The 26,531-nt window shown below is 51.0% G+C and carries 24 protein-coding genes and 1 tRNA gene; 17 read left to right on the forward strand and 8 right to left on the reverse strand.

The window, feature by feature from the left end:
• The first annotated feature begins 3 nt into the window (after positions 1-3).
• The 6 genes from QQM41_RS05300 (at position 4) to QQM41_RS05325 (ending at position 7,225) form a co-directional block, all read left to right on the forward strand.
• Positions 4-1,200, forward strand: a complete 1,197-nt coding sequence (locus QQM41_RS05300; protein WP_339077932.1) for a glycosyltransferase — start codon at positions 4-6, stop codon at positions 1,198-1,200.
• A gap of 112 nt (positions 1,201-1,312) precedes the next feature.
• Entirely contained in the window at positions 1,313-2,173 is an 861-nt protein-coding gene (gene hpnC, locus QQM41_RS05305) for a squalene synthase HpnC (protein ID WP_339077933.1), read from the forward strand.
• Positions 2,174-2,271: 98 nt separating this feature from the next.
• The gene (gene hpnD, locus QQM41_RS05310) at positions 2,272-3,150 is read left to right on the forward strand and encodes a presqualene diphosphate synthase HpnD (protein ID WP_128106171.1); all 879 of its coding nucleotides are present in this window, start codon (positions 2,272-2,274) and stop codon (positions 3,148-3,150) included.
• Between the two features lie 21 nt (positions 3,151-3,171).
• A complete protein-coding gene (hpnE, locus tag QQM41_RS05315) occupies positions 3,172-4,470 on the forward strand; it encodes a hydroxysqualene dehydroxylase HpnE (RefSeq protein WP_339077934.1) in 1,299 nt (432 codons plus the stop codon).
• Between the two features lie 66 nt (positions 4,471-4,536).
• Positions 4,537-6,507, forward strand: coding sequence for a squalene--hopene cyclase (gene shc / locus QQM41_RS05320; RefSeq protein ID WP_339077935.1), 1,971 nt, complete (start codon positions 4,537-4,539; stop codon positions 6,505-6,507).
• A gap of 4 nt (positions 6,508-6,511) precedes the next feature.
• Positions 6,512-7,225: a hypothetical protein gene (locus QQM41_RS05325; protein ID WP_339077936.1), complete on the forward strand. Its 714-nt coding sequence runs from the start codon at positions 6,512-6,514 to the stop codon at positions 7,223-7,225.
• 5 nt (positions 7,226-7,230) lie between these two features.
• On the opposite strand, the gene QQM41_RS05330 is transcribed toward QQM41_RS05325, so the two are convergent.
• From QQM41_RS05330 to QQM41_RS05360, 7 genes are all read right to left on the reverse strand, one after another.
• The gene (locus QQM41_RS05330) at positions 7,231-7,560 is read right to left on the reverse strand and encodes a hypothetical protein (RefSeq protein WP_230844609.1); all 330 of its coding nucleotides are present in this window, start codon (positions 7,558-7,560) and stop codon (positions 7,231-7,233) included.
• Positions 7,538-9,064, reverse strand: a complete 1,527-nt coding sequence (locus tag QQM41_RS05335; protein ID WP_050819045.1) for an efflux transporter outer membrane subunit — start codon at positions 9,062-9,064, stop codon at positions 7,538-7,540. Before QQM41_RS05335 ends, QQM41_RS05330 begins: the two co-directional genes overlap by 23 nt.
• A gap of 9 nt (positions 9,065-9,073) precedes the next feature.
• On the reverse strand, positions 9,074-9,985 hold the full coding sequence (locus tag QQM41_RS05340) for an HlyD family secretion protein (protein ID WP_003625609.1): 912 nt from the start codon (positions 9,983-9,985) through the stop codon (positions 9,074-9,076).
• 26 nt (positions 9,986-10,011) lie between these two features.
• Positions 10,012-10,206: a DUF1656 domain-containing protein gene (locus QQM41_RS05345; protein ID WP_019088863.1), complete on the reverse strand. Its 195-nt coding sequence runs from the start codon at positions 10,204-10,206 to the stop codon at positions 10,012-10,014.
• A 22-nt stretch (positions 10,207-10,228) separates the two neighbouring features.
• Positions 10,229-10,723, reverse strand: a complete 495-nt coding sequence (locus QQM41_RS05350; protein WP_050819044.1) for a MarR family winged helix-turn-helix transcriptional regulator — start codon at positions 10,721-10,723, stop codon at positions 10,229-10,231.
• Positions 10,724-10,856: 133 nt separating this feature from the next.
• Positions 10,857-11,282 (reverse strand): phage holin family protein, encoded by a 426-nt coding sequence (locus tag QQM41_RS05355; protein ID WP_003629184.1) that lies wholly within the window; start codon positions 11,280-11,282, stop codon positions 10,857-10,859.
• Positions 11,283-11,321: 39 nt separating this feature from the next.
• Positions 11,322-11,624, reverse strand: a complete 303-nt coding sequence (locus QQM41_RS05360; protein WP_003625602.1) for a hypothetical protein — start codon at positions 11,622-11,624, stop codon at positions 11,322-11,324.
• 73 nt (positions 11,625-11,697) lie between these two features.
• Here QQM41_RS05360 and QQM41_RS05365 point away from each other — a divergent pair, with 73 nt between their 5' ends.
• From QQM41_RS05365 to QQM41_RS05395, 7 genes are all read left to right on the forward strand, one after another.
• Positions 11,698-12,813, forward strand: a complete 1,116-nt coding sequence (locus tag QQM41_RS05365; protein ID WP_339077937.1) for an ATP-binding cassette domain-containing protein — start codon at positions 11,698-11,700, stop codon at positions 12,811-12,813.
• Positions 12,814-12,848: 35 nt separating this feature from the next.
• Positions 12,849-13,961, forward strand: coding sequence for an extracellular solute-binding protein (locus QQM41_RS05370; protein ID WP_339077938.1), 1,113 nt, complete (start codon positions 12,849-12,851; stop codon positions 13,959-13,961).
• On the forward strand, positions 13,943-14,380 hold the full coding sequence (locus tag QQM41_RS05375; RefSeq protein ID WP_339077939.1) for a spermidine/putrescine ABC transporter permease: 438 nt from the start codon (positions 13,943-13,945) through the stop codon (positions 14,378-14,380). Before QQM41_RS05370 ends, QQM41_RS05375 begins: the two co-directional genes overlap by 19 nt.
• Positions 14,377-14,829 carry a YcgN family cysteine cluster protein gene (locus QQM41_RS05380; protein ID WP_339077940.1) on the forward strand — a complete coding sequence of 151 codons (453 nt, stop codon included), beginning with the start codon at positions 14,377-14,379 and terminating at the stop codon, positions 14,827-14,829. The genes QQM41_RS05375 and QQM41_RS05380 overlap by 4 nt, the downstream gene beginning before the upstream one ends.
• Positions 14,830-14,898: 69 nt before the next feature.
• On the forward strand, positions 14,899-15,576 hold the full coding sequence (locus tag QQM41_RS05385; RefSeq protein WP_339078062.1) for a YgjP-like metallopeptidase domain-containing protein: 678 nt from the start codon (positions 14,899-14,901) through the stop codon (positions 15,574-15,576).
• 72 nt (positions 15,577-15,648) lie between these two features.
• Positions 15,649-15,735: transfer RNA gene (locus QQM41_RS05390), tRNA-Leu, on the forward strand.
• A gap of 89 nt (positions 15,736-15,824) precedes the next feature.
• Positions 15,825-15,980 carry a DUF6538 domain-containing protein gene (locus tag QQM41_RS05395; RefSeq protein WP_339077941.1) on the forward strand — a complete coding sequence of 52 codons (156 nt, stop codon included), beginning with the start codon at positions 15,825-15,827 and terminating at the stop codon, positions 15,978-15,980.
• A 309-nt stretch (positions 15,981-16,289) separates the two neighbouring features.
• On the opposite strand, the gene QQM41_RS05400 is transcribed toward QQM41_RS05395, so the two are convergent.
• Positions 16,290-17,075 carry a glycosyltransferase family 2 protein gene (locus QQM41_RS05400; protein ID WP_339077942.1) on the reverse strand — a complete coding sequence of 262 codons (786 nt, stop codon included), beginning with the start codon at positions 17,073-17,075 and terminating at the stop codon, positions 16,290-16,292.
• A 786-nt stretch (positions 17,076-17,861) separates the two neighbouring features.
• On the opposite strand from QQM41_RS05400, the gene QQM41_RS05405 reads away from it, so the two are divergent.
• The 4 genes from QQM41_RS05405 to QQM41_RS05420 all read left to right on the forward strand — a co-directional run bounded on the left by QQM41_RS05405 (position 17,862) and on the right by QQM41_RS05420 (position 26,512).
• Entirely contained in the window at positions 17,862-19,133 is a 1,272-nt protein-coding gene (locus tag QQM41_RS05405) for an autotransporter strand-loop-strand O-heptosyltransferase (RefSeq protein WP_339077943.1), read from the forward strand.
• Positions 19,134-19,138: 5 nt separating this feature from the next.
• On the forward strand, positions 19,139-22,288 hold the full coding sequence (locus QQM41_RS05410) for a Hint domain-containing protein (RefSeq protein ID WP_339077944.1): 3,150 nt from the start codon (positions 19,139-19,141) through the stop codon (positions 22,286-22,288).
• A 302-nt stretch (positions 22,289-22,590) separates the two neighbouring features.
• Positions 22,591-24,945, forward strand: a complete 2,355-nt coding sequence (locus QQM41_RS05415) for a TonB-dependent siderophore receptor (protein WP_050819034.1) — start codon at positions 22,591-22,593, stop codon at positions 24,943-24,945.
• 43 nt (positions 24,946-24,988) lie between these two features.
• Positions 24,989-26,512, forward strand: coding sequence for a hypothetical protein (locus tag QQM41_RS05420; RefSeq protein WP_339077945.1), 1,524 nt, complete (start codon positions 24,989-24,991; stop codon positions 26,510-26,512).
• Positions 26,513-26,531 lie beyond the last annotated feature (19 nt).

Raw genomic sequence — 26,531 nt, forward strand, 5'->3', positions numbered from 1 at the left:
GCGGTGATACTGGCTCTGGCTATTTTATGCGCCATTATCTGGATCGGGCTGATATTTTTTCATGGAAAGTTTTGGCAGGCTGGCCCCATTCTGCGCCCCGCAGAAGCAGGCCGAACGCATATGGACATTGCGCCGGATGTTACGGTGGTTGTGCCTGCCCGAGATGAAGCTGACTCCATCCAACCAGCCCTTTCCTCACTGCTGGCGCAGGATTACGTGGGCCGTCTTTCCGTTATTTTAGTAAATGATCGCAGCACGGATAATACCGGGGGATTGGCGCGTGCATTGCCAGACCCCCATAACCGGCTGACAGTTATAGATGGGGCAGATCCTTCTGCCGGGTGGAGCGGCAAACTATGGGCCGTTGCCCAAGGTGTGGCAGAAGCCGAACGCCAATGCGCAGATGGCAGCGGCTACATGCTGTTTACAGATGCAGACATCCTTCATGCGCCTGCACATGTTTCCACCTTGGTAGCCAAGGCACAAACAGACCGCCTGCACATGGTTTCCGAAATGGTGGAACTTCAGTGCGAAAGCCTTGCCGAGCGCGCTCTGGTGCCAGCCTTTGTCTTCTTTTTTGCCCTGCTTTACCCCTTTGCCAAGGTAAATAACCCCAAGGACAAAACTGCTGGGGCAGCCGGGGGCACCATTTTGCTGCGCCGCGATATGCTCCGCCAGATTGGTGGCATTGAAGCCCTGCGTGGCGCCCTGATAGATGACTGCACATTGGCAAGCTGCGTTAAACAGGCAGGCGGCCATTTGTATCTAGGCCATTCCTGTCTGGCCAAATCTGTGCGCCCCTATCCAACCGCTAGTGATATCTGGCGTATGATTGCGCGCACGGCCTATGTGCAGTTACGCTTTTCCCCTACGCTATTGGTGCTGACAGTATTGGCCATGATTGTGGTGTGGCTTGCCCCTGCGGCACTTGCTCTTCTGGCGCATGGGCCTGCACAATGGGTGGGAGCAGCCACACTTGTGGTTTCTCTTTGCGCCTTTATCCCTACACTTCGGCGCTTTCGCCTTTCGCCCTTATGGGCATTGGCTCTGCCGTTTATCGCACTGTTTTATACAGCCGCCACTATCGGGTCTGCCCTTAACCACCACCGGGGCAAAGGTGTGGTCTGGAAAGACCGTGCTTACACCGAAGCCATCCCCAATGATGGGCGTACGCTGGAGCAAAAAAGCCGGCGTGCCTGAAATATATCTGAAGTTCCCCTCTGGGCAGGGCCGCAGTTAAGGGATAGGCATTCCCGGCAGCCTCATGTAAATCACGGGGCTGCCCTTATCGCGCAATCATATTGAGCCAGGCATGACCAACACAACCAGCGTATGGGGAACAGCAGACGTTTCATCCGGGAAGGGAGCTTCCGATGAAAACTTTCCCGTCGGCTCCCTGCTCATCAGCAAAAGGCTGCGCCCGCATGTGCATGCCTATTATGACTATGCGCGCGTTATTGATGACATTGCAGACAGCGAAGCTCTTGCCCCCGATGACAAGATTACACGCCTGAATGCCATGGAAGAGGTTCTGCTGGGCAAGCGCGAACCTATCAACCGGCCCGATGCCCAGAGTGCGGCCACATTGCGCCGGTCTTTGCTGCAAACACATGTGCCGTTTGAAACAGCAACCGATCTGCTGATTGCCTTCCGTGACGATTCGCGCGGGCATGTCTATCAGACATGGGATGATCTGCTGCAATACTGCCGATATTCCGCCAACCCTGTGGGCCGTTATCTGATCGGCCTGCATGAAGAATCTTCCGCAGCCTTTGTTCCTTCCGATGCACTTTGCACATCATTGCAAATTCTGAACCACCTTCAGGATTGCGCGGGGGACCTCAAACGCCTGAAACGCTGCTATATTCCGGCAGACATGATGCAACGCTGCGGCACATCGCAAGATGATCTGCTAGCGGGCAGCACCTCCCCTGCCATGCGGCGTGTTTTCAACACCATGCTAGATGGCGTGGACGCCCTGAACCAGCAGGCATCCGCCTTAGCGGCCCATATCCATGACCGCAGGTTCCGTATGGAATGTGCCGCTATTGTAGAACTGGCACACTGCCTGACCCGCCGCCTACGGCGTGAAGATCCCTTGGCAGGACGTGTGGCCTTGCGCCGGGCAGACGGCATGCATGCAGCCATTGCGGCCCTGCGGGCATGGGCATGACCTTCCCGAATGGCAGAACTTCTGTAAAAAGAGCCTGACCAAATAACTTTGACAATCGAACAACAAGTGAGAAGCGCGTGACAACCCCAGACATCCAGATGCATGACGAGCCGACCCCCCTTGGGTGTGATCCTGCTGATCTTGCCTGGGTGGAAAGCACAGTCAAACAGGCAGGAACATCCTTTGCCGCTGGCATGCGCATCCTGCCGCCCATGCGCCGTTACGGCATGTATGCCATTTACGCTTTCTGCCGTGTGGTGGACGATATTGCCGACGGGCTCGCCCCATTGGCAGAACGCACGCAGGCGTTGGAAGAGTGGCATAAAAAGATTGCCCACCTGTATCAGGACAGGCTTGAAACCCCACATGAACCGCTAGAACGCGTTCTGCTGGCCGCCATTCCGTTCTTTGCCCTGCAACAGGCGGATTTTGATGCCATCATTGATGGTATGCTGATGGATACCTCTAGCCCAATTGTGGCGCCGGATGAAAAAACGCTGGACCTTTACTGTGACCGCGTGGCCGCAGCTGTTGGCCGTTTGTCTGTGCGTATTTTTGGTGAATGTTCCGATGAAGGCAATAAAGTTGCCTATCATCTGGGCCGCGCCCTGCAACTGACCAATATCCTGCGTGATTTGCCAGAAGATGCAGCACGTGGCCGCCTGTATCTGCCATCCGATCTGCTGGACCGGTTTAACGTGCCGCATGATCCGGTAAAGGCGCTTACCGCCCCCGGCTTGCAGGAAGTTACCAAAATTATCGCAGCCCGCGCGCAAGACCACTTCACCACGGCATTTGCCACCATGAAGCTCTGCCGCCCACGCACCATGTTGCCAGCCCGCATTATGGGCGCCAGCTATGAAACGGTGCTGAAAAACCTGCGCAAACGTGGCTGGGGGCCTGATGTGCTGCGTCAGCTGCCAGAAAGCTCCACCGTGGGTAAGGTTTACGCACTCGCCTGCTCTTATCTTCCCTGATCGCACGACAAGGAAACGGTGATGACAGGCACTTTGCATATTATTGGCGCGGGCATGGCCGGTTTGGCTGCTGCGGTAGAAGCCGCTGGCTCCGGCCCTCGTATTATCGTGCACGAAGCTGGCCGCGCCTGTGGTGGGCGTGCACGCTCTTATATGGATCGTCAACTTGGCTGCCGGATTGATAACGGCAACCACCTGCTGCTTTCTGCCAACAAAACCGTTTTCCGTTACCTGGGGCTTACTGGTGCGCTGGATACCTTAACAGGCCCCCACGCACCGCTTTTCCCCTTTGTTGATCTGGCCGAAGATGCCCGCTGGACATTAAACCTCTCCCGCGGGCGTATGCCGTGGTGGGTATTTCAGCCGCATCGGCGTGTGCCGGATATGCGCCTTCCAGATTTGCGCAGCCTTTACCGGCTGATGAATGCAGATGAAAACGAAACCGTTGCAGATTGCCTGCTACCCGGTGCCCTGGCCCGGCGGCTTTTAGAACCGTTTGCTATTTCGGCCCTCAATACACTTACAGATACCGGAAGTGCCGCATTGCTGGGCGCTGTTATCCGTGAATCCCTTTCCTTGGGTGGGGCAGCCTGTATTCCGTGGTTTGCCAAGGATGGTCTTTCCGAAACCTTGGTAGATCCGGCCCTCAAGCACCTGCAGGATATGAATGTAGAAGTGCGCACCCAAAGCCGTATTACCGGCGTGGAAGAAGCGCGCGGCCGCATTACAACCCTGCATACCCCCGAAGAAGACATTATCTTGGGGCCTGATGATTCCATCATCATGGCTGTGCCCGCCCCTGTGGCGCACACGCTGTTGGCCAACAAGATTGCTGGCATAACTGCCCCAACGGAATTTGAAAGCATTCTGAACCTGCATTTCCGGCTGGATGAGCGCCCCATTCCACAAGGCTCTTTTGCGCAATGTGGATTTATGGGGGTTATTGGTGGGGTAACGGAATGGGTTTTCCTGCGTGAAAATATTCTGTCCGTTACCGTAAGTGCTGCCAACCGCTATGCAGATCAGAATCAGGATGATCTGGCCCGCACCATCTGGCAGGAAGTTTGCCGCGCTTGTGATGCCGTGCTGGAGCAACCCCTCCCGGCCGCACCGGCAGCCCAACGCGTTGTGTGGGAAAAACGCGCAACCTTTGCCGCCACGCCAGAACAAAACCGCCTGCGCTGCGGCCCAGCCACACCTTTGGTAAATCTGGCTCTGGCCGGAGACTGGACAAACACCGGCCTGCCCGCAACCCTTGAAGGGGCCATGCGGTCTGGCGTGCAGGCTGTTCATACTCTGGGCATCAAACACCCACGGTAAACTATCCCTTAAAACGCACTGCGCTCTAAACAGCTTTACGCTTGCAAGCAGAAAGGATTTTCTGACATGGCCGCCGATGGGAGTGCTCTTTCCGAATCACGCCTTTCTTCAGAGGCTCTGGATCGTGCGGTCCTTAGTGCGCATACGGCGCTCAGTCAGGCCCAGCAAGATGATGGGCATTGGGTTTATGAACTGGAAGCCGATGCCACCATTCCTGCTGAATATATCCTGCTCGAACATTTCATGGACAGGATTGACGATGCGCTGGAGCAGAAAATTGCCATCTACCTGCGCCGCATCCAAAGCGAAGAACACGGCGGCTGGCCCCTTTACCACAATGGCAAGTTTGACCTTTCGGCCACTGTAAAAGCCTATTTCGCGCTCAAAGCTGTGGGAGATGATATTAACGCTCCCCATATGCAACGTGCGCGAGAAGCCATTCTGGATCATGGCGGCGCAGAACGCTCAAACGTGTTCACACGCTCCCAGCTTGCTCTGTTTGGGGAAGTGCCGTGGCGTGCAACCCCGGTTATGCCGGTGGAATTGATGCTTCTGCCTGCCAAGGCATTCTTTTCCGTATGGAATATGTCTTACTGGTCGCGCACGGTTATTGCCCCGCTTCTGGTGCTGGCAGCCCTGCGCCCTGTGGCTGCAAACCCGCGCCAGATCCATGTGCGGGAGTTGTTTGTAACGCCACCAGAAAAAGTGCAGGACTGGATCCGCGGCCCTTATCGCTCTGCTTGGGGATATGTTTTTAAAGGGCTAGATAGCGTTTTGCGGCCAGTTGTGCCGTTTATTCCCGAAAAAACACATAAAAAGGCCATTCAAGCCGCCCTTGATTTTATCGAGCCGCGCCTGAATGGCAAAGATGGATTGGGGGCCATTTACCCCGCCATGGCCAACGTGGTGATGATGTATCGGGCCATGGGCGTGCCAGATGAAGACCCACGCGCAAAAACAGCATGGGAAGCCGTGCAGGCCCTTATTGTTGAAAAAGACGATGAAGCTTACTGCCAGCCCTGCGTTTCCCCCATTTGGGATACCGGGCTTTCTGGCCATGCCATGATTGAGGCGGCTTCCGGCCCCAATGGAATTGCACCAGAAAAAACCCTTAGTAAGCTGAAAACAGCCTGTGCATGGCTTCGTAGCAAGCAGATCCTGAACGTGAAGGGAGATTGGGCTGTTCGTAACCCTAATCTGGCTCCCGGCGGATGGGCTTTTCAATACGGAAACGACTATTACCCGGATGTGGATGATACAGCCGTAGTGGGCATGTTGCTGCACCGTGAAGGCGACCCTGCAAACGCTAAAGCCATTGAGCGCGCGCGCACATGGATTGTGGGTATGCAAAGCACAGATGGTGGCTGGGGCGCTTTTGATATCGACAACAACAAGGATGTGCTCAACCACATTCCCTTTGCCGATCATGGCGCCTTGCTGGACCCACCGACAGCAGATGTCACTGCCCGCTGCATTTCCTTCTTAGCCCAGTTGCGCAACCCGGAAGATGAGCCCGTTATCCAGCGCGGGCTGGAGTATCTGCGCAAAGAGCAGGAAAAAGATGGCTCCTGGTTTGGACGATGGGGCACAAACTATATTTACGGCACATGGTCTGCCCTGTGCGCCTTGAATGCTGCTGGCGTTTCTCACGATGACCCAGCCGTGGTGAAAGCCGTGGAATGGCTACGTTCCGTTCAGCGTGCAGATGGTGGCTGGGGTGAAGGATGTGAATCTTATGAAGGCGGCCCGCACGGTACATATGGTGAAAGCCTGCCTTCACAAACCGCATGGGCTGTTCTGGGCCTTATGGCCGCAGGACGCCGGGATGATCCGGCCGTAGCGCGCGGGATCTCATGGTTGGCAGACCAGCAGGATGCTAACGGGGAATGGCACGAAGACCCCTATAATGCTGTTGGCTTCCCCAAAGTGTTTTACCTGCGTTACCACGGCTACAAGCAGTTCTTCCCACTGATGGCGTTAGCCCGATACCGCAACCTTGAAAACAGCAATAGCCGACGCGTTTCCTTTGGGTTCTAAATCAATGACATCATCAGCTTCTGCGCAGCCTTCCCCATCTCGCCCCGGGATCTTGGTGGGGTTAAAAGCGGAAGCACGCCTTATACGTTCTATTTTTCCTCATGCTGCCATTGCAGCTAGTGGCGCCACACATGCCGGAGCAAAGCGGGAGGCTGCCAGATTAGTGGCCAGCGGGGCTGATTGCCTGCTTTCCTTTGGTTTGGCTGCCGGGCTCAACCCCGCATTATCTGCTGGCACCATTGTTATCCCCGAGAAAGTCTCTTGCTGGGGTGCAGATGCCGTGTGCGATGCCACCTTGCGCCATATTTTAGGTGGAGATCAGACCGGTGTGCAGGGCGGTACGTTGCTGCATAGTGATACTGTTGTGATGGATGCAGCCCATAAGGCAGAGCTTTTTGCGCAATCTCACTGCCCTGCATTGGATATGGAAAGTGGTTTTCTTGCCAAAGCAGCAGAAGAAGCTGGTCTACCTTTTGCGGTACTACGGGTTGTGTGCGATCCAGCAGACCGTTCCCTGCCCCCTATTGCAGGATCGGTTCTTTCCCCTGAAGGGGGGCTGCAAATCGGCAAGTTGATATGTGATGTCTTACGCCACCCTACACAGATTGGTGGGCTTATTCACCTTGGGCAGGATGCCGCTCTGGCACGTAAAGCCATGATCTCGTTTCTAACAGCGCAGGCACAAACGCCAGCTTTCAAACGGCTTGCTGGCAGCTGATTCGCTTAGCGCCCATCCATATCGGATACAATTTCATCTGCGTCCTCATCATCTGAGGACGCTTCAAAACTTTCCCAGACATTCTGTGCTACCGGGCGATTGAGAAACACAAACCCAGCCGCTACCATGATAGCGCCTGAAACAGGGAACACCCATCGCAAAGCCAGCATGGCCCAGCTATCTTGCGGGTGGCTATATGCTACCGCCAGCCAGCCGGTAACGCACATCAGCGTAAAACCACCGCCCACTAACAAAGCAATAAGCAGAACGCGCCTGACGTAAGGTGACGCCAAGGCGTTTTTCTGATCGGGATTACTGTTTGAAGGCGCGGGCAAGGAAGTTCTGCGTTTCAAGTGATACGGGCAACGTGGTGTTGGTAAGGGCAACGCCTTTCCACCCGGCACCCAGAGCCGTGTACAAGTTTACCGCATCACGCAGACGCTCCAGCTTGGCAAGCGCCTCCATGTTCTGCGCGTTCAAGGTTGTACGTTCCGTTGTCAGCACTTCCAAAAATCCTACCAGACCAGCACCATAGAGTTTACGCGCGCGCTCACTGGCAGTTGCACTATCTTCTGCGGCTTTATGCAGTTGTTCGGCATATTCAATGTCATCATGCCATGCAGCCATGGCATCTTCCACTTCCTTAAAGCCCTGCAGCACTGTCTGGCGATATGTCAGACGCGCGGCTTCTGCCGCAGCCTGTGCTGCACGAACTTCCGCTGTCATCTTGCCGCCGTGCATCAATGGCATACTGGCCATCAGCAGGAATTGCCAGCTCATCGCGTTTGCCTGAAACGCCTGATACATGGCGGATGCATTGGGGTTAAAGGTGAGCGGCACCACAAAGTGCGGATACAGGTTGGCAACAGCTACGCCAATCTGAGCCGTGGCCACGGCGTATTGCCGCTCTGCCATACGGATATCCGGGCGGTTGGCAATAACGATGGATGGCAATGTAGCAGGAAATTCCGGCACAATTGGCAGAGGCCGCGGTATCTTCAGCTCCTCTTCCAACTCACCCGGCATTTTGCCCAACAACACCGCAATGGCGTGTGTTACCTGGGAAACACGCGTTTTGAGCGGCTCACGCGCAGCAATCTGCGCATCCATTTCTGCCTGTGCCTGTGCAATCTGCAGGGTGTTACCCACACCTTCCAGATACAGCTTGTTGGTTAGGTCCAGCGCATCTTTGGCAACGCGAATGTTATCTGTGGCAATCTTGATCTGCAGCTGTGTCACGCGCAGCAACATATAGTCAGACGCAAGTTCGGACAAAAGCCCCATCAGCAGTGCACGGCGGCCTTCAATATTAGCTTCTACCTGATGTTCATGCGCTTCCACATCACGGCGGATACGCCCGAACATATCCAGCTCCCACGATGCCATCACACCATAGGTGAGCATGGAGGCTTCTGGCCGGTTCTGAGGGTTGCCGGGGCGGATTGGCCAGTTATCGATGTTGATGGAATAGCGCACATCACCACCGCCCATATTGGCATCCATTTGCGGATACCACTGCGCGGCAGACCGATCACGAATAGCCCGCTCAGCCAGAATACGCTGCCCGGCAATTTGTAGGTCATAGTTGCCCTTAATGGCATCCTCAACCAAGCGGGTCAGAATGGGGTCTTTGAACAAAGACCACCACTCTGTCATTTCCTTATTGGTGCGTTCAATTTCTTCAGGTGTAGCCGGATGCTCTTCCTCCGTCTCCTTGAACGCGGCCGGAACCTTCATGCGGTCTGGCTGATAATTTGGCCCTACGGTACAGGCTGACAACAACATGGATGTTGCCAGAAACAGCCCAAGGCGACGACGACCCTTCATGTTCTGTCTCATATCCTGCGCTTACAGATGATCTTGCAGCCAGGTCGTCAACTTTCCGCGGCGGCCTCTGGGTTCAGGGCCTACGCTGACAGTTGCCGTCATGCCTGCCGCCAGCGTGACACTATCGGGCACATGGTCAATGTGAATACGCACAGGAATACGCTGCGCCAGACGCACCCAGGTAAAGATCGGGTTCACATCCTGCAGCCCAAGTTTATCTGGTGTGCCGTTGGTATCATTAATACCGCGCGCAATGCTGACAACGTGGCCTGTAAGAATAGGCTTGTAGCCCATCAGCTTAACGCGGGCTTCATCACCCACGTGCACGCCCCACATCTTTGTTTCTTCGAAATACCCGTAAACCCAGTAGGAGTCGGAATCGATAACGGCCATACGGGCCTGCCCGGCAGACGCGTAATCACCCACTCGCAAGTTCAGGTTAGTGATGTAGCCATTTACCGGAGAATACAGAACCGAACGCTGCAAGTTCAGTTTAGCCACATCCAAGGCAGCACGTGCGGCATCAACAGATGCAATCTGCGTTGCCACATTAGAGTTAAAGACTTCCTGTTCTTCGGCCGACACAATGCCACCCAAGCCCATACGGCGACGGGCATCGTTGCGTTTCAGCTTCAAATCTTCCAAGGCACCGTCAAGCCGGGCCTGTGCCTCACGGATAGCAAGACGGAAACGCACCGGATCGAGCACAAACAGGGGATCGCCCTTATGCACGAACTGGTTATCCACGATGGGAATCTGCACCACGGTGCCGGAAACTTCAGGTGCCACGTCCACAACGTACACACGCACACGGCCATCTCGGGTCCAGGGTGCAATCATATACACGTTCCACAGGGTAATCCCCAGAACGATGGCCAGTGAGACGACCGCAAGGGTCAGAACAACTCGTATCAGGGTGCGCAGAAGGGGCATTGCGGAGACTCAAAAGCCTTTTCGGGTCAGACGTAGAGGATCAGCAGGCAAAGGATACTGACGTATAACGATACTTCAAACAACGCGATATGCCAGAACCAGCCCAGAAGGCCGCTCCACCACAACACGAAGCGAACAAACATTGTAATCGGCAGCGCCGCTAGGGCGTACACGACAATAGGTGCAATAAAAACACCAAAAATATTGAATTCAGCTAGCATGGCACTGTTCTGGAAACTGGCATTACCGCACGCCTCTTTTATCACCACCAACGGTATCCCGGTGGTTTTGGGCGGCTTGCTCAACCCGGTCAAGAACGCCGCAGCATTCTTCCAACTCCTGGCTGGAAACATCTTCCGTCAGGCGGGCTGTCACTTCATCAGCCACGCGGCTGACAAGAGCAGCAACACTGCGCCCTTCTTCCGTAATGCTGACCAATTTGGAGCGGCGATCTTCTTCATCCGTTTCACGCACCACGTAGCCGCGCTTTTCCAACACATCCAAAAGCCGCACAAGTGAAGGGGCTTCCAAAGAGAGGGAGCGGGCCAGATCTGTCTGGCGCATAGGTGTTTTGGAGAAGTTTAGATAATAAATGGGCCGCCATGTGGCGTCTGTCAGGCCAAAGGCCCGCAGATCGGCATCAATCTCCCGCCGCCACACAGCAGCAAGACGCGCCAGCCGATATCCAAAGAAACGGCGGGGCTCATTGGCCATAACGGGATGATGATTCGGTTCCATTCCCTACCCACACTAGTGAGTGTGCAAACAATTTGCACACTCACGAAAGACAGCGCCATCATTTACAGAAAAAATCCTGCGCGCCAATGCAAATTTGGAATGGAACCTATGGTTTCGTCCAGAGTGGACGATTTCAGTCCTTTTTCCGCCGCACAACGTCCCACACTTTGCGGGATCCGCCGCGGCCCATGGCTGTTGCAACGGTTGCCGTTACAGCTGCCATGGTCATGGAGTCGCGCATCATGGTGATGTTGCGGTCACGGGCGATGCGGGCTTCCACTTCCTGAACTGTCAGGTAAGAGCGGCGGCCAAACAGTACACAAACCAGAGCTACAAAGAGATCCAGACCGAATACCGTAAAGGCCGCGCCTACTGGGCCAAAATGCCCCACAAAAACCAGAAGCACCCAAAGGAGCCCATGCCCTGTAATCAGGGCAAATAGTCCAAATACTGCCGCCATTGCCAACAATACGGCCTGCTTGCCGTATCGTATGGCCATCTGTTGCATCAGGTTGGACTGAGCATTCAGGGCGGATTTACCAAGATCAAAGATACGCATGGGCTCCGAGGCTACCTTTGTTCAGATGACGCACAAGCGTCAGCGTGACAGACGCCCAAGGATAAAGCCCACCACGCCAGAAATGGCAATGGACAACCAGGAAGACTGACCACGATTACGCTTAGCAAGATCGCTTTGTGCATGATCGGCCAGTTCGCGCGCATTGGCAACCGCCTGTTCTTTCAGCGTACCGGCTTTATCCCCTGCACGGCCCAGTGCGGGCACCAGATGCTGGGTCACAAGGCGTTCAAGATGCGCTTTTACGGCTTCCAATTCATCCCGTGCCGTGTCGGCTGCGGCTTCGCCTGCTGCTTTTACTTCTTTGATTTTATCTGAAGACATGAAAGAAACCTCCGTTTACCTGCCTGAAATATAGTGCACTTTACTTCTAACCCACGGAAAGGGACATAGTTGCATGCATACCACGCATGGCTCATCCACAGCACTGGCGGTTCACAATCTAGCGTTCTTTCACAACGCACAACCCCTCACGCTTTCTCTACCGGCGGGAAGCTGCACAGCCATACTGGGAATCGGGCAGGACAATGAGGATCTGACCTATCTGGCAGAAACATTGGCCGGCAGACGCCCCTGCACGGTTGAGCAGATAGAAATTAATGGCACACCATATAACTTAGGCACATCAGGCCATAAAAAACTGGCAACAATAGGCCCGCATGCGCCCTTGTTTCCGCATATTTCCGTTTTGGACAATATCCTCCTGCCCCTCCGCGCCAATGGCACACTCCATAAAACGGAGGTCTCACACCGCGGGGCTGAAATACTGGCCCTAACCGGATTGGAAGCCCTGCGCGCCCAACCGGCACGCACACTCAATGCAGAACAGATCTTTCGGACACAGCTCGCCCGTGCCCTGATTACACAGCCTGAGGTTATGGTTCTGAACCAGCCTTTCGAAAAAATGGATCAGCCAACCATCCGCCGTGCGATCACGTTTCTGGACCGGTTACGCCATGCCATAGGATTGAGCATTCTACTGCTTTCACGACAGAAACAGGATTGCATGATGGCGGCAGACCAGATTGGCATTATGCAAAATGGCACCCTGTTACAAATAGGAGATGTTGCCACCCTTCTAAACCGCCCAGCTTGCCTGAGCGTGGCGGAACAGTTTGGCGATGCCAATGTTATCAGCGGCAAGGTACTTCTTATAGAAGATGACATTGCCGAACTACGCCTACCATCAGGCGAGACAGTAGAGGCTGTGGCCGATTACAATCTGGAAGAAAATGACCTTGCCAGCATCTGCATCCTGCCAGACCGTCTTTCTGTTTTATTTCCGCGCTCTGGCGGGTTTGAAATAGAAGACAAAACTGATATTGCCTGCACTCTTGTTTCGGCCCACCACATCGGCCACGCCATTGCCATGCGCTTTCGCACTTTGGATGGAACAGAAATTATAGCCCACCGGCCACTAGTACATTTGCCGCGTGAGCTACGCCCGGGCAACAAAGCCATCTTGGCCTGGCAACCACAGAACGCTATCGCCTTTCCGATGGATGCAAAATAAGGCTAAACTAACCTGCCTTCATCTGGCTGCACTATATGCGCGAGGTTACCCTGTTTTCTTTTTCTTTCCTGCACGGTCGCTCCAGCGGGACTCCGTCACCCCACTCTCAGAAACAAGAGCCTTCTGCTGGGATCATCTCCCGACGGAAAGCCCTGCTAGCTGGGTTGGGCGGCGGTGTAATCTCTCTTGCTCCCCACACGGTTCTGGCACGCTCTGCACGCAAACACGCGGTTGCGCATACAGACGCCGCCCTAAGGGTTCTGACATTCTCGGGCAAGATTTGTGAGACACAGAAAAAAATCCTTTTTGCCGGATACACGCGTCAGACACATCATCGCATCATAACTTCCGGGTGGGACGGATCTCTCACTGCTCTTCAGCAGCAGGAAAAAACCAATCCCAAACATTGGGCTGCCGTCATGATGGAAAATAGCAGCCTGGCGCTAGGTGGCAGCGCAGGCTTGCTTGCCCCCTTACCGGAAGATGCCGCAGAACCTCATTATTCAACCAGCATTGATTATGCCATTGCGTGGGATAGCTCACGTTTTGATACGCCCCCCAACTGGGGTGACTTTTGGGATGTTGCCCGCCACCCGGGGCGCCGCAGTTTACGGCGTGACCCGCGCACAACCTTAGAAATTGCCCTGCTGGCTGATGGTGTACCATCTGAAATGGTGTACCGCACACTCAATACCCAAGACGGGTTAATGCGCGCCTTCCGAAAACTGGATCAGTTGCGCCCTTACATTGTGTGGTGGTCCACCCCGGAAGAAGCCGGACAGATTTTAAAAAGTGGCGGCGCCCTGATGGGACTGGCCCCCACAGGAGAAATGCTGAACACAACCGTAGGAGACACCAAGCGGTTTGGCATATGCTGGCAGCAACGCCTGCAGATACGCTATGGATGGGGGGTGCCTCATAGCTCCGCTTCCACGGCTGCCGCGCTCAGTTTTGTATCATGGCTTGATCAGGCACAGCAGCAACAGGCTTTTTCCAATGCATGGCCATCTCTGCCTTCCATGAGAGATATGGCCGTAGATAACAACTTACGCCACCTGGCGGCTCCGCTTGTTGTTGATGATATCTTTTGGATAAATCACTTAAACATCATTGCAGAACATTTTGAACAATGGGCGCTCCGCAAGTGATCCCTTCTCTCATGCACATCGCGTTGCCTTATTCTTTTTTGTGGGGATTTGTCAGCATAAGTATGACAAGCATATTTCTGATGTTTGTTCTGCTTATTCTGGCATTTGCCACACATGCTGGGCGTATTTTTTATATTTCATTCTTTATGCTGTTTATTCCTACATCAGTTCTGGGTATTTTCCTGCCCGTTATCACTAACGCATCCTATACTCCTTTTTTACAGGGCGCTTTAAGCTTGCCTCTACTTGCCCTCTGGCCACTGGCTAAACTTCAAACCCTACCAGAAGCATGGGGGCCAACAGCGCATGAGCTAGGAGCCAATCGCAGCACCTGCCTACAGCTCATTATCTGGCCTCTTCTTAAAAAACCTTTATTCACAAGCTTTTTTCTCTCCCTCTTTTTTGGCATTGCACAATGACAGAACCTTTTTGGGAAACCACTCCACTTGCAGAAATGAGCACAGAGCAATGGGAAAGCCTATGCGATGGCTGTGGGCGCTGCTGTTTGCATAAACTGCGTGATGATGACACAGAAGAACTGCATTACACGTCTGTTGCATGCCGCCTGCTAGATGTAAAAACCTGCCAATGCACTGACTACGCGCAACGCCACCGCAAAGTGCAAGACTGTATTACCCTGACACCAAAAATGATTCCTGAACTTGATTGGCTGCCACCAGACTGTGCGTATCGCCGCCTTTCAGAAGGTCGAGGCCTGCCACAATGGCACCCATTGCTGACGCATACTGCTGAATCTGTTATCGCTTCCGGTGAATCTGCTGCAGGACGCTGCGTAAGTGAAAGACGTGCAGGTGCACTGGAAGATTACATCGTCAGTTGGCCCGGCCTTCCTGCTGAGGAATCTTAGTAAAAATCCTTACCCAGAAAGGATGTTTTCTTGAATTATAAAGAGAATTCCTCCTGGCCAGACCATGTGATGTTGCAAGGGTATGGTGCTGCAAAAATAATCTGGCGTATTTCAACAAAAGCCAAACGCTGTATCATACGCATTTCTGCAAAAGAACAGGCTGTGCTTGTTACTTTACCAAAAAATTTTCCGCATACACAGGCCTTGGTATTTTTACATAAACAAGCACACTGGATTACAATGCGACTTGAAAAATTAGTACAGACGCCGCGCTTTACAATTGGCTCCAAAATTTCCATTCAAGACAAAGATTATCTCATTTGCCATGCGCCTGATCGCAAAGGAGGTGCATGGCTAGAAAATGAGTGCCTTTTTGTAAGTGGAGATCCCTCTTTTCTTGCCCGCCGGGTAGAAGACTTTCTCAAACAATACGCAACCAAAGTTCTCGCTGAAGAAATACACCAGATGGCCCAAACTGTCGGGCTACACCCTACACGCCTGGATATTCGTGACACATCAAGCCGCTGGGGCAGTTGTTCTTCTTCTGGGCGTATCATGTTGTCTTGGCGGCTCGTAATGGCACCATTTTTTGTACGCCATTATTTGATTGCCCATGAACTAAGCCATCTACAGCATATGAACCATAGTCTCCAATTCTGGAAAATGGTTGACACATTAACCCCTCACAGACAGCAAGCTGAAAGTTGGCTGCGACATTTTGGGGCTATTTTACAGGCTGTTCGATAAACATCCTGTTGCAGTTCTTGCCGACCATGCTAAAACGCTTCCAACTACTTTAGATGCACTCATTGCATCTACGCGAACTTGGCGGAATGGTAGACGCAGGAGACTTAAAATCTCCAGCCCATAAAGGGCGTGCGGGTTCGAGTCCCGCAGTTCGCACCACAGACACCTGAAATAGCACGATTTTTCGGCTGAATGAGGGGTAAAGGCTGTCTTTGCTCCACTGAACTTCCCCACTGCGGAAAGATTTTGTGCTATGTGTCCGAGGTACCACCTACCGCTTCGGTCATATCGTTCCCTCATCCCTGCGAACAGCCTTAAACCGGCGGAAAATATGGTTTTCCCTGAAAACCGGCTACCAGAATGAAGCCCGCAAACGTGCTTCTTTACTTCATACCAGAATCTAGAACTGTTGATGCACGCCCATTCTGTGCTGCCTGAACCGGACGCTTTAAGCAGGCTTGAGGGACTGCGGGATTTGCCGAATATGATTCCACCTTCATTTGCTCAGGAAACGGTGTCAGCACCGATGCCAAAACCACAACAACAAATCAAACCGGCCAAAGCTGCTCCTCTTATGCTGTCGGGTGCTCTGAAACGCTTTGTGTTGGACAGCTAGTTATTCTCTTTCTTTCCTCTTTTTGATCAAGACTACATCACATACACACCGCACATTCTCTCCTCTGGCTTGAGGCACTCAAAGCGTTTGATCAAAATTAAAGACAATCAAGAAAAACATCGGGAATTGCCATCATTGGAGAAGTAAGCGTATCGGGATCTGATTGTTTGCTCAAAACATCATCAAGAGTTCCCGGTGCTATAGTTGATCGATAATGCTCCATGGCACGACGCATGGCTATGTCTGGCACTCTATGAGATCTTCCCAAACCTTCTGCTACTGATCTGGCACTCCAGTCTAGTGCACGAGTAAGCGCTAGCCGTTCCATAAGATACTGTTCATCGGCGTATTTTAGATGAAATAGCCATAGAGCATGATCAAAGATCGATGGTGTATGTGCCGTATGAAGGCCTGACATCCAGTCAGTTGGAACAGAAGAAACGGCGGGTTTAGAAGACCATTTTGACAGGACACCTAGTGGTCTCTGACGCAAAATTGGTAAAGACCAATCAAGTGGCTGAGTGGGAGCACCAGGATCAATTACCTCGCAGCCTACACAGCGACGCGTCCCAGACGTGGTATCCCGTAGCATTGCGGTGAGGCTCGAAAAGAGTTGTGGGTTAGGAACGATAAATTCGTCCGTGTCTGTCGTGATAACCCAGTCATATTCAGAAAGCAGTTTGCGCTGCCAAACTGATAATACCTCGATATAGTCATACTCATCAACTGGGCCACGAGGTAAACGCTCAGTACGTACACCGCCAATGCTGATAGCAGGACTACTGCCATGGTCGAGCACCAGGAGATTTTCACGACCAACTAACTTTTCATAATGCCTTACCCAAAGAGGCAGCATAGTACGCTCTTGATAAGCTTTGGTCATTACAGCTACTCGAGGCATTACTGGTGTCATTATTGTTCAGACTTTCAGAGCAATTACGTTTCGCCAAGCGAGAAATGCTTATAATTTACCTGTAAAACCCGCTTTCTCAATATGATTGCTTCTTTCCAATTCAAGCCATGTCGGATTACACCGATCATTCAGATTACCACGCTAGCCTTTTAACTGCTCCATGGATTTGCCCACACACTCAACCCGCAGTCACCATGTGAAGGACGATTTCGCCTGCCGTTCATGCCTTTCTTTGGTCTGAACATGTCTTTGCCGATCAAAAATCACAGATGGAAATGTTTATACGCACAGCCGGTATCATACGGGCCACCATGAGAATTGGGCTGGCCAACGCGCAAAAGTATCTTCTAGTATCATAGCTCACTCTTTAACTGGAGATGAGCCTTCACAATTGATCTTATCAAACAGTGCTTAATTTTCCAATAACCAAGAATATATCATATATAATTTAAAACACCTTCCACATGAACATGCTTTATATATGTTTTTTACAGAAGATTACCCCACACAAATAAACATCCCAAAAATATTACGGAAATTCTCTGTTTATATACCTAACATTTATATGTTTTTTATGGATATTTATGTTTCTATTGCACAAACACAATTAAATGTTATAATTTTCTCCAACAATTATCTAACAAATTAATGAGCAAAGACCCGTCCTTATGCACACACATGGTTAATGAAATGGAAACATATTTTGCATTTCCAGATCAAACATAGTCAAAAACTCTCTCCCGGTGGCCAAAACATATGAGCAATCAACCAAACACAACAAGTAATTCAACTAATCAGTCGCAAACAACGCAAGCGCCTCCATATCCCACAGCCGCAGCATTGCCTACACAGCAGGCCCCAAAGAATATTCGGTTTGATTTTAATGAAGGATGTCGGGTCCATCTCCCTTTACTGGAAGAAGCTGAAGGTACGTGGCGTATTGAGCTCACAGATCTGGATACCGGAAATATTTTATTTGCACAGGCAGGATTAAACCAAGCTCTCGTACGCTCATCCAAACGTTGGTATGTACGATTTGGCATCACCATTTGGCAGGATTCTACAGCAGAAGACGGAAAAACTACCAGTACGCAGGTTTTCTCCTACGCTTACGATTCAAAAGATAAGCAGGTACTCATCGTATTTCCTGTTGGAACATTGGGAGATACATTGGCATGGATGCCGTATGCAGCACGCTTTGCTGAGGTGCGACAAGCACAAGTGACATGCGCCATGTCCGAACTTCTGATTCCATTATTTAAGAATGCTTACCCTCACATCAATTTTGTGACGCATGATGATGTACGGGCCCAAAAACTAACTGATCAGGCCTACGCAACTTATTATCTAGGCCTCTTTTTTGATGACGCAACGTGTGACTGGCAACCTTCTGACTTCCGCTTGGTCGGGCTCCATAAGACCGCAGCATATATTTTGGGCGTAAACCCCAAAGAGGAGCCCGCAAAAATCAGTTTTTCAGATGAAGGACGCCCCATTAAGGAACCCTATGTCTGTATTGCGGCCCAAGCTTCATCGCAATGCAAATACTGGAACAATCCAACAGGATGGGACGAAGTTATCAAATGGCTTAAAGCCCAGGGATACCGAGTGATCTGCATTGATCAAAAAACCGTACATGGCACTGGCATTGTCTGGAACCACATTCCTTATGGCGCAGAGGACCAAACCGGCAGCCGCCCGCTAACAGAACGAGCGCGCTGGCTAAAACATGCAGACTTTTTTATCGGGTTAGGCTCTGGCTTATCTTGGTTGGCATGGTCAACCGGAACCCCTGTGGTGATGATTGCGGGCTTTAGTCATCCCACAACCGAATTTGAAACGCCTTTCCGTGTCATTAACTGGCACACCTGCAATTCCTGCTGGAATGATCCGAAAGAGCGATTTGATCATCACGATTTTCTGTGGTGTCCGCGGCATGCCAATACACCACGCCAGTTTGAATGTACGCGGCTTATTACGGCCCAGCAGGTCATTGAAACAATAAAACCTCTTGCTCATAAAAGATAAAAATCATGTCTGATATTTCTCAAAATACTACTATTGGTGGCGATAGCAGCAGCACCGAGCAAAATGGCGGAACCGTTATAAATGGTGTGGGCCTTTTTGTAAGCTCAGGAGGCACAGCCAATGGTGTGACTGCTGAAGCGGGAGGATATATACATGTTTACAATAATGGGTCTGCCACCAGCTCGTTAATTTCTGGCGGCACGCTTGAGACTGTTGGAGACGTTTCTTTTACATCAGCAACCGCCGGCGGGAATGTCCTCGTTTCCTCTGGTGGCATAAGCGATAACGATACTATTGGTGTAAATGGGCAGGAAACTGTTTGGGGAACTGCCAATAATCTTACCCTTTCAGGAAGTGGGGCTCACGCCTACCTGAGTGCAGGCGGAAGTGGTGCAAATTGGACCAATAAAGACGGTGGCTGGGTAGGTGTATATGATGGTGCCACGTTAACGAGCATTGGAATTACGGATTCAGGTACATTCGTTGACGTTTCGGGCGGCCAGGTCACGAGCGCTACCGTCACAAGTGGCGGAACCCTTCAGATTGAACGCGGTGTAACAGTTTCTGTTATCAGCGCCATATCGGGCGGAAATATTCAAGTTTCGGGCGGCGGCACAGCACAACAAAGCTTTATTGGCGCCAACAGCAATATGGATGTTTACAGTGGTGGCACCAGTATATCTGCCACCCTGAAAGAACCTGATGCCACGCTGAATCTTTCCGGTGGCACTGCATCAGACACAATTCTTTCTGCTGGTGCCGTAAATGTTTTTACCAGCGCTACACTTACAGATACAACAGTTCAAAGTGGTATTATCAATCTATCTGGCGGCAGTGCTACAGTTGTAAGCGCAACAGATGGCAGTGGCGGCATTATTGTTAATAACGGTGGCAGTTTAACCTCTGCAACGCTAGCAAGCGGGGGGTATGTTCATATTTCTGCGGGTGGTACTGCAACTTCTGATATCGTTTCAAGCGGCGGCACAGAGTATGTAGACAATGGCGGCAGCAGTATTTCTGCTCAAATTTTAACATCAAATGCAAATATCATTGTATCGGGTGGTGGTGTTGCCAGTGGTACTAAAATTATCAGTGGCTATGCAACAGTTTATGATAACGGAGCAATGGCTAATGGCTCCATACAAAGCGGGATCATAACCGTTTTTGGTGGGCGTGTTACCAATATAAATGCTGATAATGGCGGCGGTTTTGATGTTTCTGGCGGCACTGTTTCTGCCCTGCATATCAACACAGGCGGTTTTATAAATCTTTCTGATGGTGGCTCTGCTACGGATATTACCGGCAGCGGAAGCAATCTTGCAGATGGAAATGGGGGGATAAACGTTTTTGGTGGTACACTTACAAGCGCATCTTTTCAGGATGGAAGTACTTTAAGTGCCACAGGCGGAACAATTCAGAACGTTACGTTCAATAGCAATGGTTATGGCTTTGCTTCCAATGCAACTTTAACAAGCACGATAATTAACGCAAATGGCAATTTGGTTGTTTATGATGGTGCCATAACAAACAATACAGTTATAAGCGGCACAAATGCCTTTGAAGCTGTTTCTGCGGGTGGAAGCTCTCTTAATGCCATTATAAGTGATGGAGGTAATGAATACGCCAATGCAGGCGCTACAATTATCAATCCTACTGCTGAAAATGGCGGGGCCATTACCGTTGATGGTCAAGGTATTTTAAGTGATGCAACAATTCAAAAAGGGGCATCACTCAATGTTCAAAATAGCGGCACACTCAGCGGCACCGTAACTCTGCAGAATGGCGGCACAGCATCCATTTACTCCAATGCTGGTGGCACCATTGTTATGGATGGTGATACAAATACCGGCCTGATTATCTCTGGGCTGGCAGAAGGCGGCATTGTCAGCACTGTTATTTCTGGTTTTAACGGCACATCCGGTGGAGATTCAGATGGCATTGTGCTGGACGGCATAAAAGAGGGAGATGTCAAAAACGTAACCTATGATGCCAATGATACTAATAAAGTATGGATTAACCTGAAAAATGGCCACTCCATAGGTTTAACTATTGATGGTGTATCGAAGCACGGTAATGCCCTGGTTGTTGGCGATGATGGCAACCTGATTTATGAGGTCTGCTTCTTGCGTGGAAGTATGATCCGCACGCCTAAAGGAGATGTTGCTGTCGAAAACCTTCTGACTGGTGATGAAGTTATTGCCTATGACAGCAACACCCAACAGAAAATCACACGCCCAGTGGTATGGGTAGGAAAAGCTCAATGCAGCGTTCGCTCTCATCTACCTGATGATGAAGCTGGGTATCCTGTACGTGTGTGCAAAAATGCCATTGCAGATGGCGTACCTTATAAGGATATGCTGATTACTGCCGAACACTGCTTGTTCTTTGATGGTAAATTTGTGCCCGTGCGTATGCTGGTAAATGGAATTTCCATTTTTTACGATAAATCCATCACTTCTTACGATTACTACCACGTGGAAACTGCGCAGCACTCTGTCATAACTGCTGATGGCATGCTGACAGAAAGTTATCTGGATACAGGCAACCGTCGTGTGTTCCATCAGGAAGGAACAGTGATCCCTTTTGGTAGTACTCGTCGTGATTGGGAAAAAGATGCCGCGGCACCTTTATGCGTGGATCGTGCTTTTGTTGAACCCTTGTTCCACAAACTAGCAGCACGCAATAATTTTTCCGAAACGCCCATAACATCTTGTGAACGCACAGATGATCCGTATCTGCATCTCATAACAGACAACGGAACCATGCTCCGCCCTATCCGGCAGGATGGGCAGCGCTACAACTTCATGCTCCCAGCCAATACACATTCCGTACGCATTGTTTCGCGTGCCAACCGTCCAGCAGACGTCATTGGGCCATTTGTAGATGACCGTCGTCTGATGGGTGTTGCTGTGAGCGATGTGCTTTTGCTGTCGGCACAACAACAACATAAAATCACGGCTCACCTTCAGGCCCAAAAACCAGATGGTTGGCATGATACCGATTGGACTGATTGTGCATGGACCAATGGTAACGCTGAACTCCCTTTGGAGGGCTATCTCTCTTCCGGCAATATTGGCACCCTGTCTATCACTCTGCGTGCGGCTGGTCCCTTTTTGATCAATCATCAAAACGTGGATACCAAACGTTCTGCCTGATAAACTGGCGTAATAATTATTTCAAACAGGCTCTACTTTGTATGTGGAGCCTGTTTTTTATTGCGGCATTGCCGCCCATCACCTCTAAAGCAGGCTGCAAAAGCAAAACCTCAAATAAAAAGGCTGCATCTCTTAGCGCGCGGCAGCCTCTTCCGCATAACTGTATTATTTTGGCATCACTCTCCATCCATATTTATGCATATACAGATTTATGTACCAATATATATAGACAAACTGATATCAGGCCCGGCAAAAGAGGCTCACCCCTTTAATTTTACTTTAACCCCGGACCTGCCAGATCTATGCACGATCGTTTCCATACTTTTTGCGCCGCCGGAACGTTTGGCGCCCTTTTGTTGACAACCTCGGCACTGGCTGCAACGCCTGCTTCTACAAACCTGCCTACAGGCAATAAACAAACTGCCATCAAAACAGCCGCACCCAAAAAACAGGCCACCGCGGCCCCTATTGCAGGGATACTGGATGGCTCCAATGGTGAAACCGTGAATGTTCATGGTCACCATGCAGCAGATGGCACCGCCGCCAAATACATGAACAAAATTGTTTATCTTGGTCCATTAGGTAACCGAGATACTCTGGATACACCCTATTCCGTTATGGGTGTTCCGCATGATGTTGTGGTGAACCAGCAGATCCGCAACCTCAATGATATGGCGCAATATCTTCCATCCGTGCAGTTGGAAGTTCGCGGGGACCCCAACACATCTCGCCCTCAATCCCGTGGGTTTGAAGCTGATGTTATCTCCAACTCTCGCCTTGATGGTCTAAACGTTGTTGCCACCACACCTTATGCGGCAGAATGGGTAGATAACCTGCAGGTTCTTAACGGCTTGGCAGGCGCAATGTATGGACCAGAAAACCCAGCCGGTGTTTTTGAATACACTCTTAAACGCCCGACAGATCGGCGTACTGAACGCCTTTCCGTTGGTGTGGATTCCATCGGCACGCCAACTGTGAATGGTGATATTTCTGGGCGTTTAGGCCGAAACGGCTGGTTTGGTTACCGCCTGAACATGCTGCATGCTAATGGCACGGCTTATACACAAGGCAGTATGGTCCGCCGTGAAATGGTTAGCGGTGATTTTGATATCCACCTTGATGACAAGACGGTTATCGAAATTGATGCCAGCCACTACACTTTTGACCAGCGCGGCACTGCGCCCGGGTTTGGCATTCTTGCAACTGGTGTAGGCGGAGATAAGCTTCCTGAAGCGCCGGATCTTAGCAAGCGGCTTGCTCCTGAATGGAGCGGCTACAATATGGAAACCAATACGTTTCTTGCCAAAATCAAGCACCAGATCAACAAGGATTGGAGCTTCACGCTGGGCGGGCTGTACCAGGATGCCGCCAGACAATCCTTTGGCGTAGCAGATACGCTGTGCGATGGCAGTAAAACCTGTGGCGGTCTGAGAGGCAGCGATGGCTGGTTCAGCTCCAAAGCAACAGCCACAACGACGGCGAATGATTTCCGTGTAGGCAGTAACATGGCCTATTTTAACGGACGCGTTCACACTGGCCCCTTGCAGCATGATCTGGTGATTGGCACCAACGGCTACATGATGGGCAATTACAACCCTACAGGAGCTGTAACAAGCGCGCAGAACCTAGGGGTATATAACCTTTACGGCGCCTCCCCCTCCAAGGGCACACAGCCTTATTATCATGGGCGCTATAAATCCAGCAGTGTCACCAGCCAGTCTTTTATTATTGGTGACACCATGCGCATTAACAAACATTGGTCTGTTATGGGCACCCTTGCCTGGAGCTGGATCAATCAGGAAAGTGCGCTTAATTCCAAAACACCTCTGAGAAAAACATTTGATACATCAGCAGCTTTCAGCCCAACAGCCAGCGTGATGTATAAACCAACAGATAACCAGACCATCTATTTCACTTATGGTCGTTCTGTGGAAGCAGGGCCTGTTACCCCTAACAGTGCAAGCTACACCAATACCAACATGGCGCTGCCCATTGCGCATTCCGAAGAATATGAAGTGGGTTATAAACTGCGTTATAAAACAATGCAGTTTAACGTTGCCGGTTTCCGTATGACATCACCTTACGCAATGTATGTTGCTGCACGGAATCCAAACGCTGGCTGCGCGGCCATGACCAACTGCCAGACCTATCAATATGGTGGCACGCAGCGGAACTATGGTGTGGAAGCCCAGATTTCTGGCGAAGTCCTACCTAACCTTTCTGTACTTGCTGGCATGACATGGTTGGATGCAGAATTGGTGCATGCTGCATCTTCCTCGCTCAACAATAAGGAAATTGTTGGCGCGGCACCTTTGCAGGCCAATATGTTGCTGGATTACCGCCTACCAGCTTCCATGGGATCATTCGCATCTGGCTGGGCTTTCAATGCCAATGTTCATTACATGGGCAACCGTGCTGCAAATGTTACCAACACACTCCATACCGGATCCTACACCACGTTGGATCTAGGCACGCGCTATGCCTTCCATGTGGCGCAGTTTCCATGGGTTGTGCGTTTTGGGGTAAGCAACGCCACCAATGAACGCTACTGGGCCTCTGTTTATACAGGCGCGCCAAGTGGTACATCTGGTGCTGCATCCAGCTTGTATGCAGGGTTGCCACGTGTTTATCACTTCACTTTCTCTGCGGAGTTCTGATACTTTTTTCCGCATAAACAAACGCACGGAAAATAGAGCCAACATGCGCGTGACCAATAGGTTGATAACTCCGCTGGTTCTATTTTCCATCTGCATCAGTTTTTTCATATTCAGAAATATAGAAGGCTTTGGCGGCCTGCCTTTTAGCGATGAATCCGGGCACTTTTTAGGTGTTCTCGCCATGCAACATGGTGATCGGCTTTATCGGGACTATATTGATGCGCATGGGCCTCTTGTTTTCATGCTTTCGTGGATACTTGGCCCTGTTGCTGGTGTTTCACACCTCTGGGTTTTCCGGTTTGTTTCTACCTTTATGGCCAGCCTTGCCGGGCTGGCCATTTTTTGTACACCTCTTGTTACTTTTAATTGGCAACGTTATCTGGCCACTGCCCTGTGGCTGGGAAGTATTGCCTCTGTATGGACTGTACAAGGCCTTAACCTGGATAGTTATTGGCCCATTGGTGGTGCATTAACTGTTATCAGTATGGCTACTTTTGTGGTGCCACTGTGCCTTAACAGGCCGGTCTCTATGTCTCAGGCTTTTTGCGGTGGTTTTGCTACAGCGCTTTTACCTTTTGCGGCTTATGCATTTGGCCCACTCGCTCTGTTCTTTTACGTTATTCCGTGTGTGATTGGTGTATTTAGTCATGCAACTTATAGAGAAACTATAAAAGGAGTTACACTGGGAGGCTTTTGCGCCTTTTTGGTAATGACCTTATGGCTCATTCTCTATGGTGATATTGGAGGCATAATTGCTTTCCATATTATCGCCAACCAGAAATGGTACGCGCATTACATACCTTTTGGCGTAGATGCCTTTTTACATGGCATGGAGCTTTCCTTTACGCCCGCTCGCATTATAGAAACCCTGGCTGTCATCACCATCGGTCTTGGTAGTATTCTTCTTGTTTGGAAAAGCACCTATAAGATTTGTGCCCTTCTGGCTCTCTGCGGCCTCATGACACTTCAGATACGAGGCATGGATGGCTTTCAAAATGGGGCTTTCCTTATGGCTGCTTTTGCTTTGGCAAGCTTGATGATCTCAGCCTGTTTAAAAAATCATCCTCATATTTTATCGCTCTTGGCATGCGGCAGCATTGGAGGAATATTTCTATCCTCCCAACACGCCCTTTCCTCCCCTTGGGGGCAAACACTGGAGCAAAGACGCGCCACCGGATGGCGCTTGACGCAAAATGACTCTGTTGATTTTGCCAGAACCATTCGTACCTATACGCGCCCCGATGAACGGATTTTAGCTGTTCCGTATAGTCCTGATGTGTATCTACTGGCCCACCGTTTACCCATAAAGAAATATCATGCGTATCTTCCGTGGGAAGCCGATTACGCCGCCCACCCGTGGCATGGATATGATCGAGATTTATGCGTTGATTTACCTAAAAATAAACCTCCAGCCATTTATTTTGATAGCTGGATTATCTGGGGTGTGCATGACCCCAAAAAGTTCATGTCCTGCGTGGTTGATCTTCTACGCACAGACTATACACCCATGCCTGCGGGATCTTCCGTCTATATCCGTAATGATCGTCTGCCCCACTCCCCATCCTGACACATAAATAATGCCTTAT

It is taken from the genome of Acetobacter sp. AC2005 (assembly GCF_037901235.1).
GTDB lineage: Bacteria > Pseudomonadota > Alphaproteobacteria > Acetobacterales > Acetobacteraceae > Acetobacter > Acetobacter oryzoeni.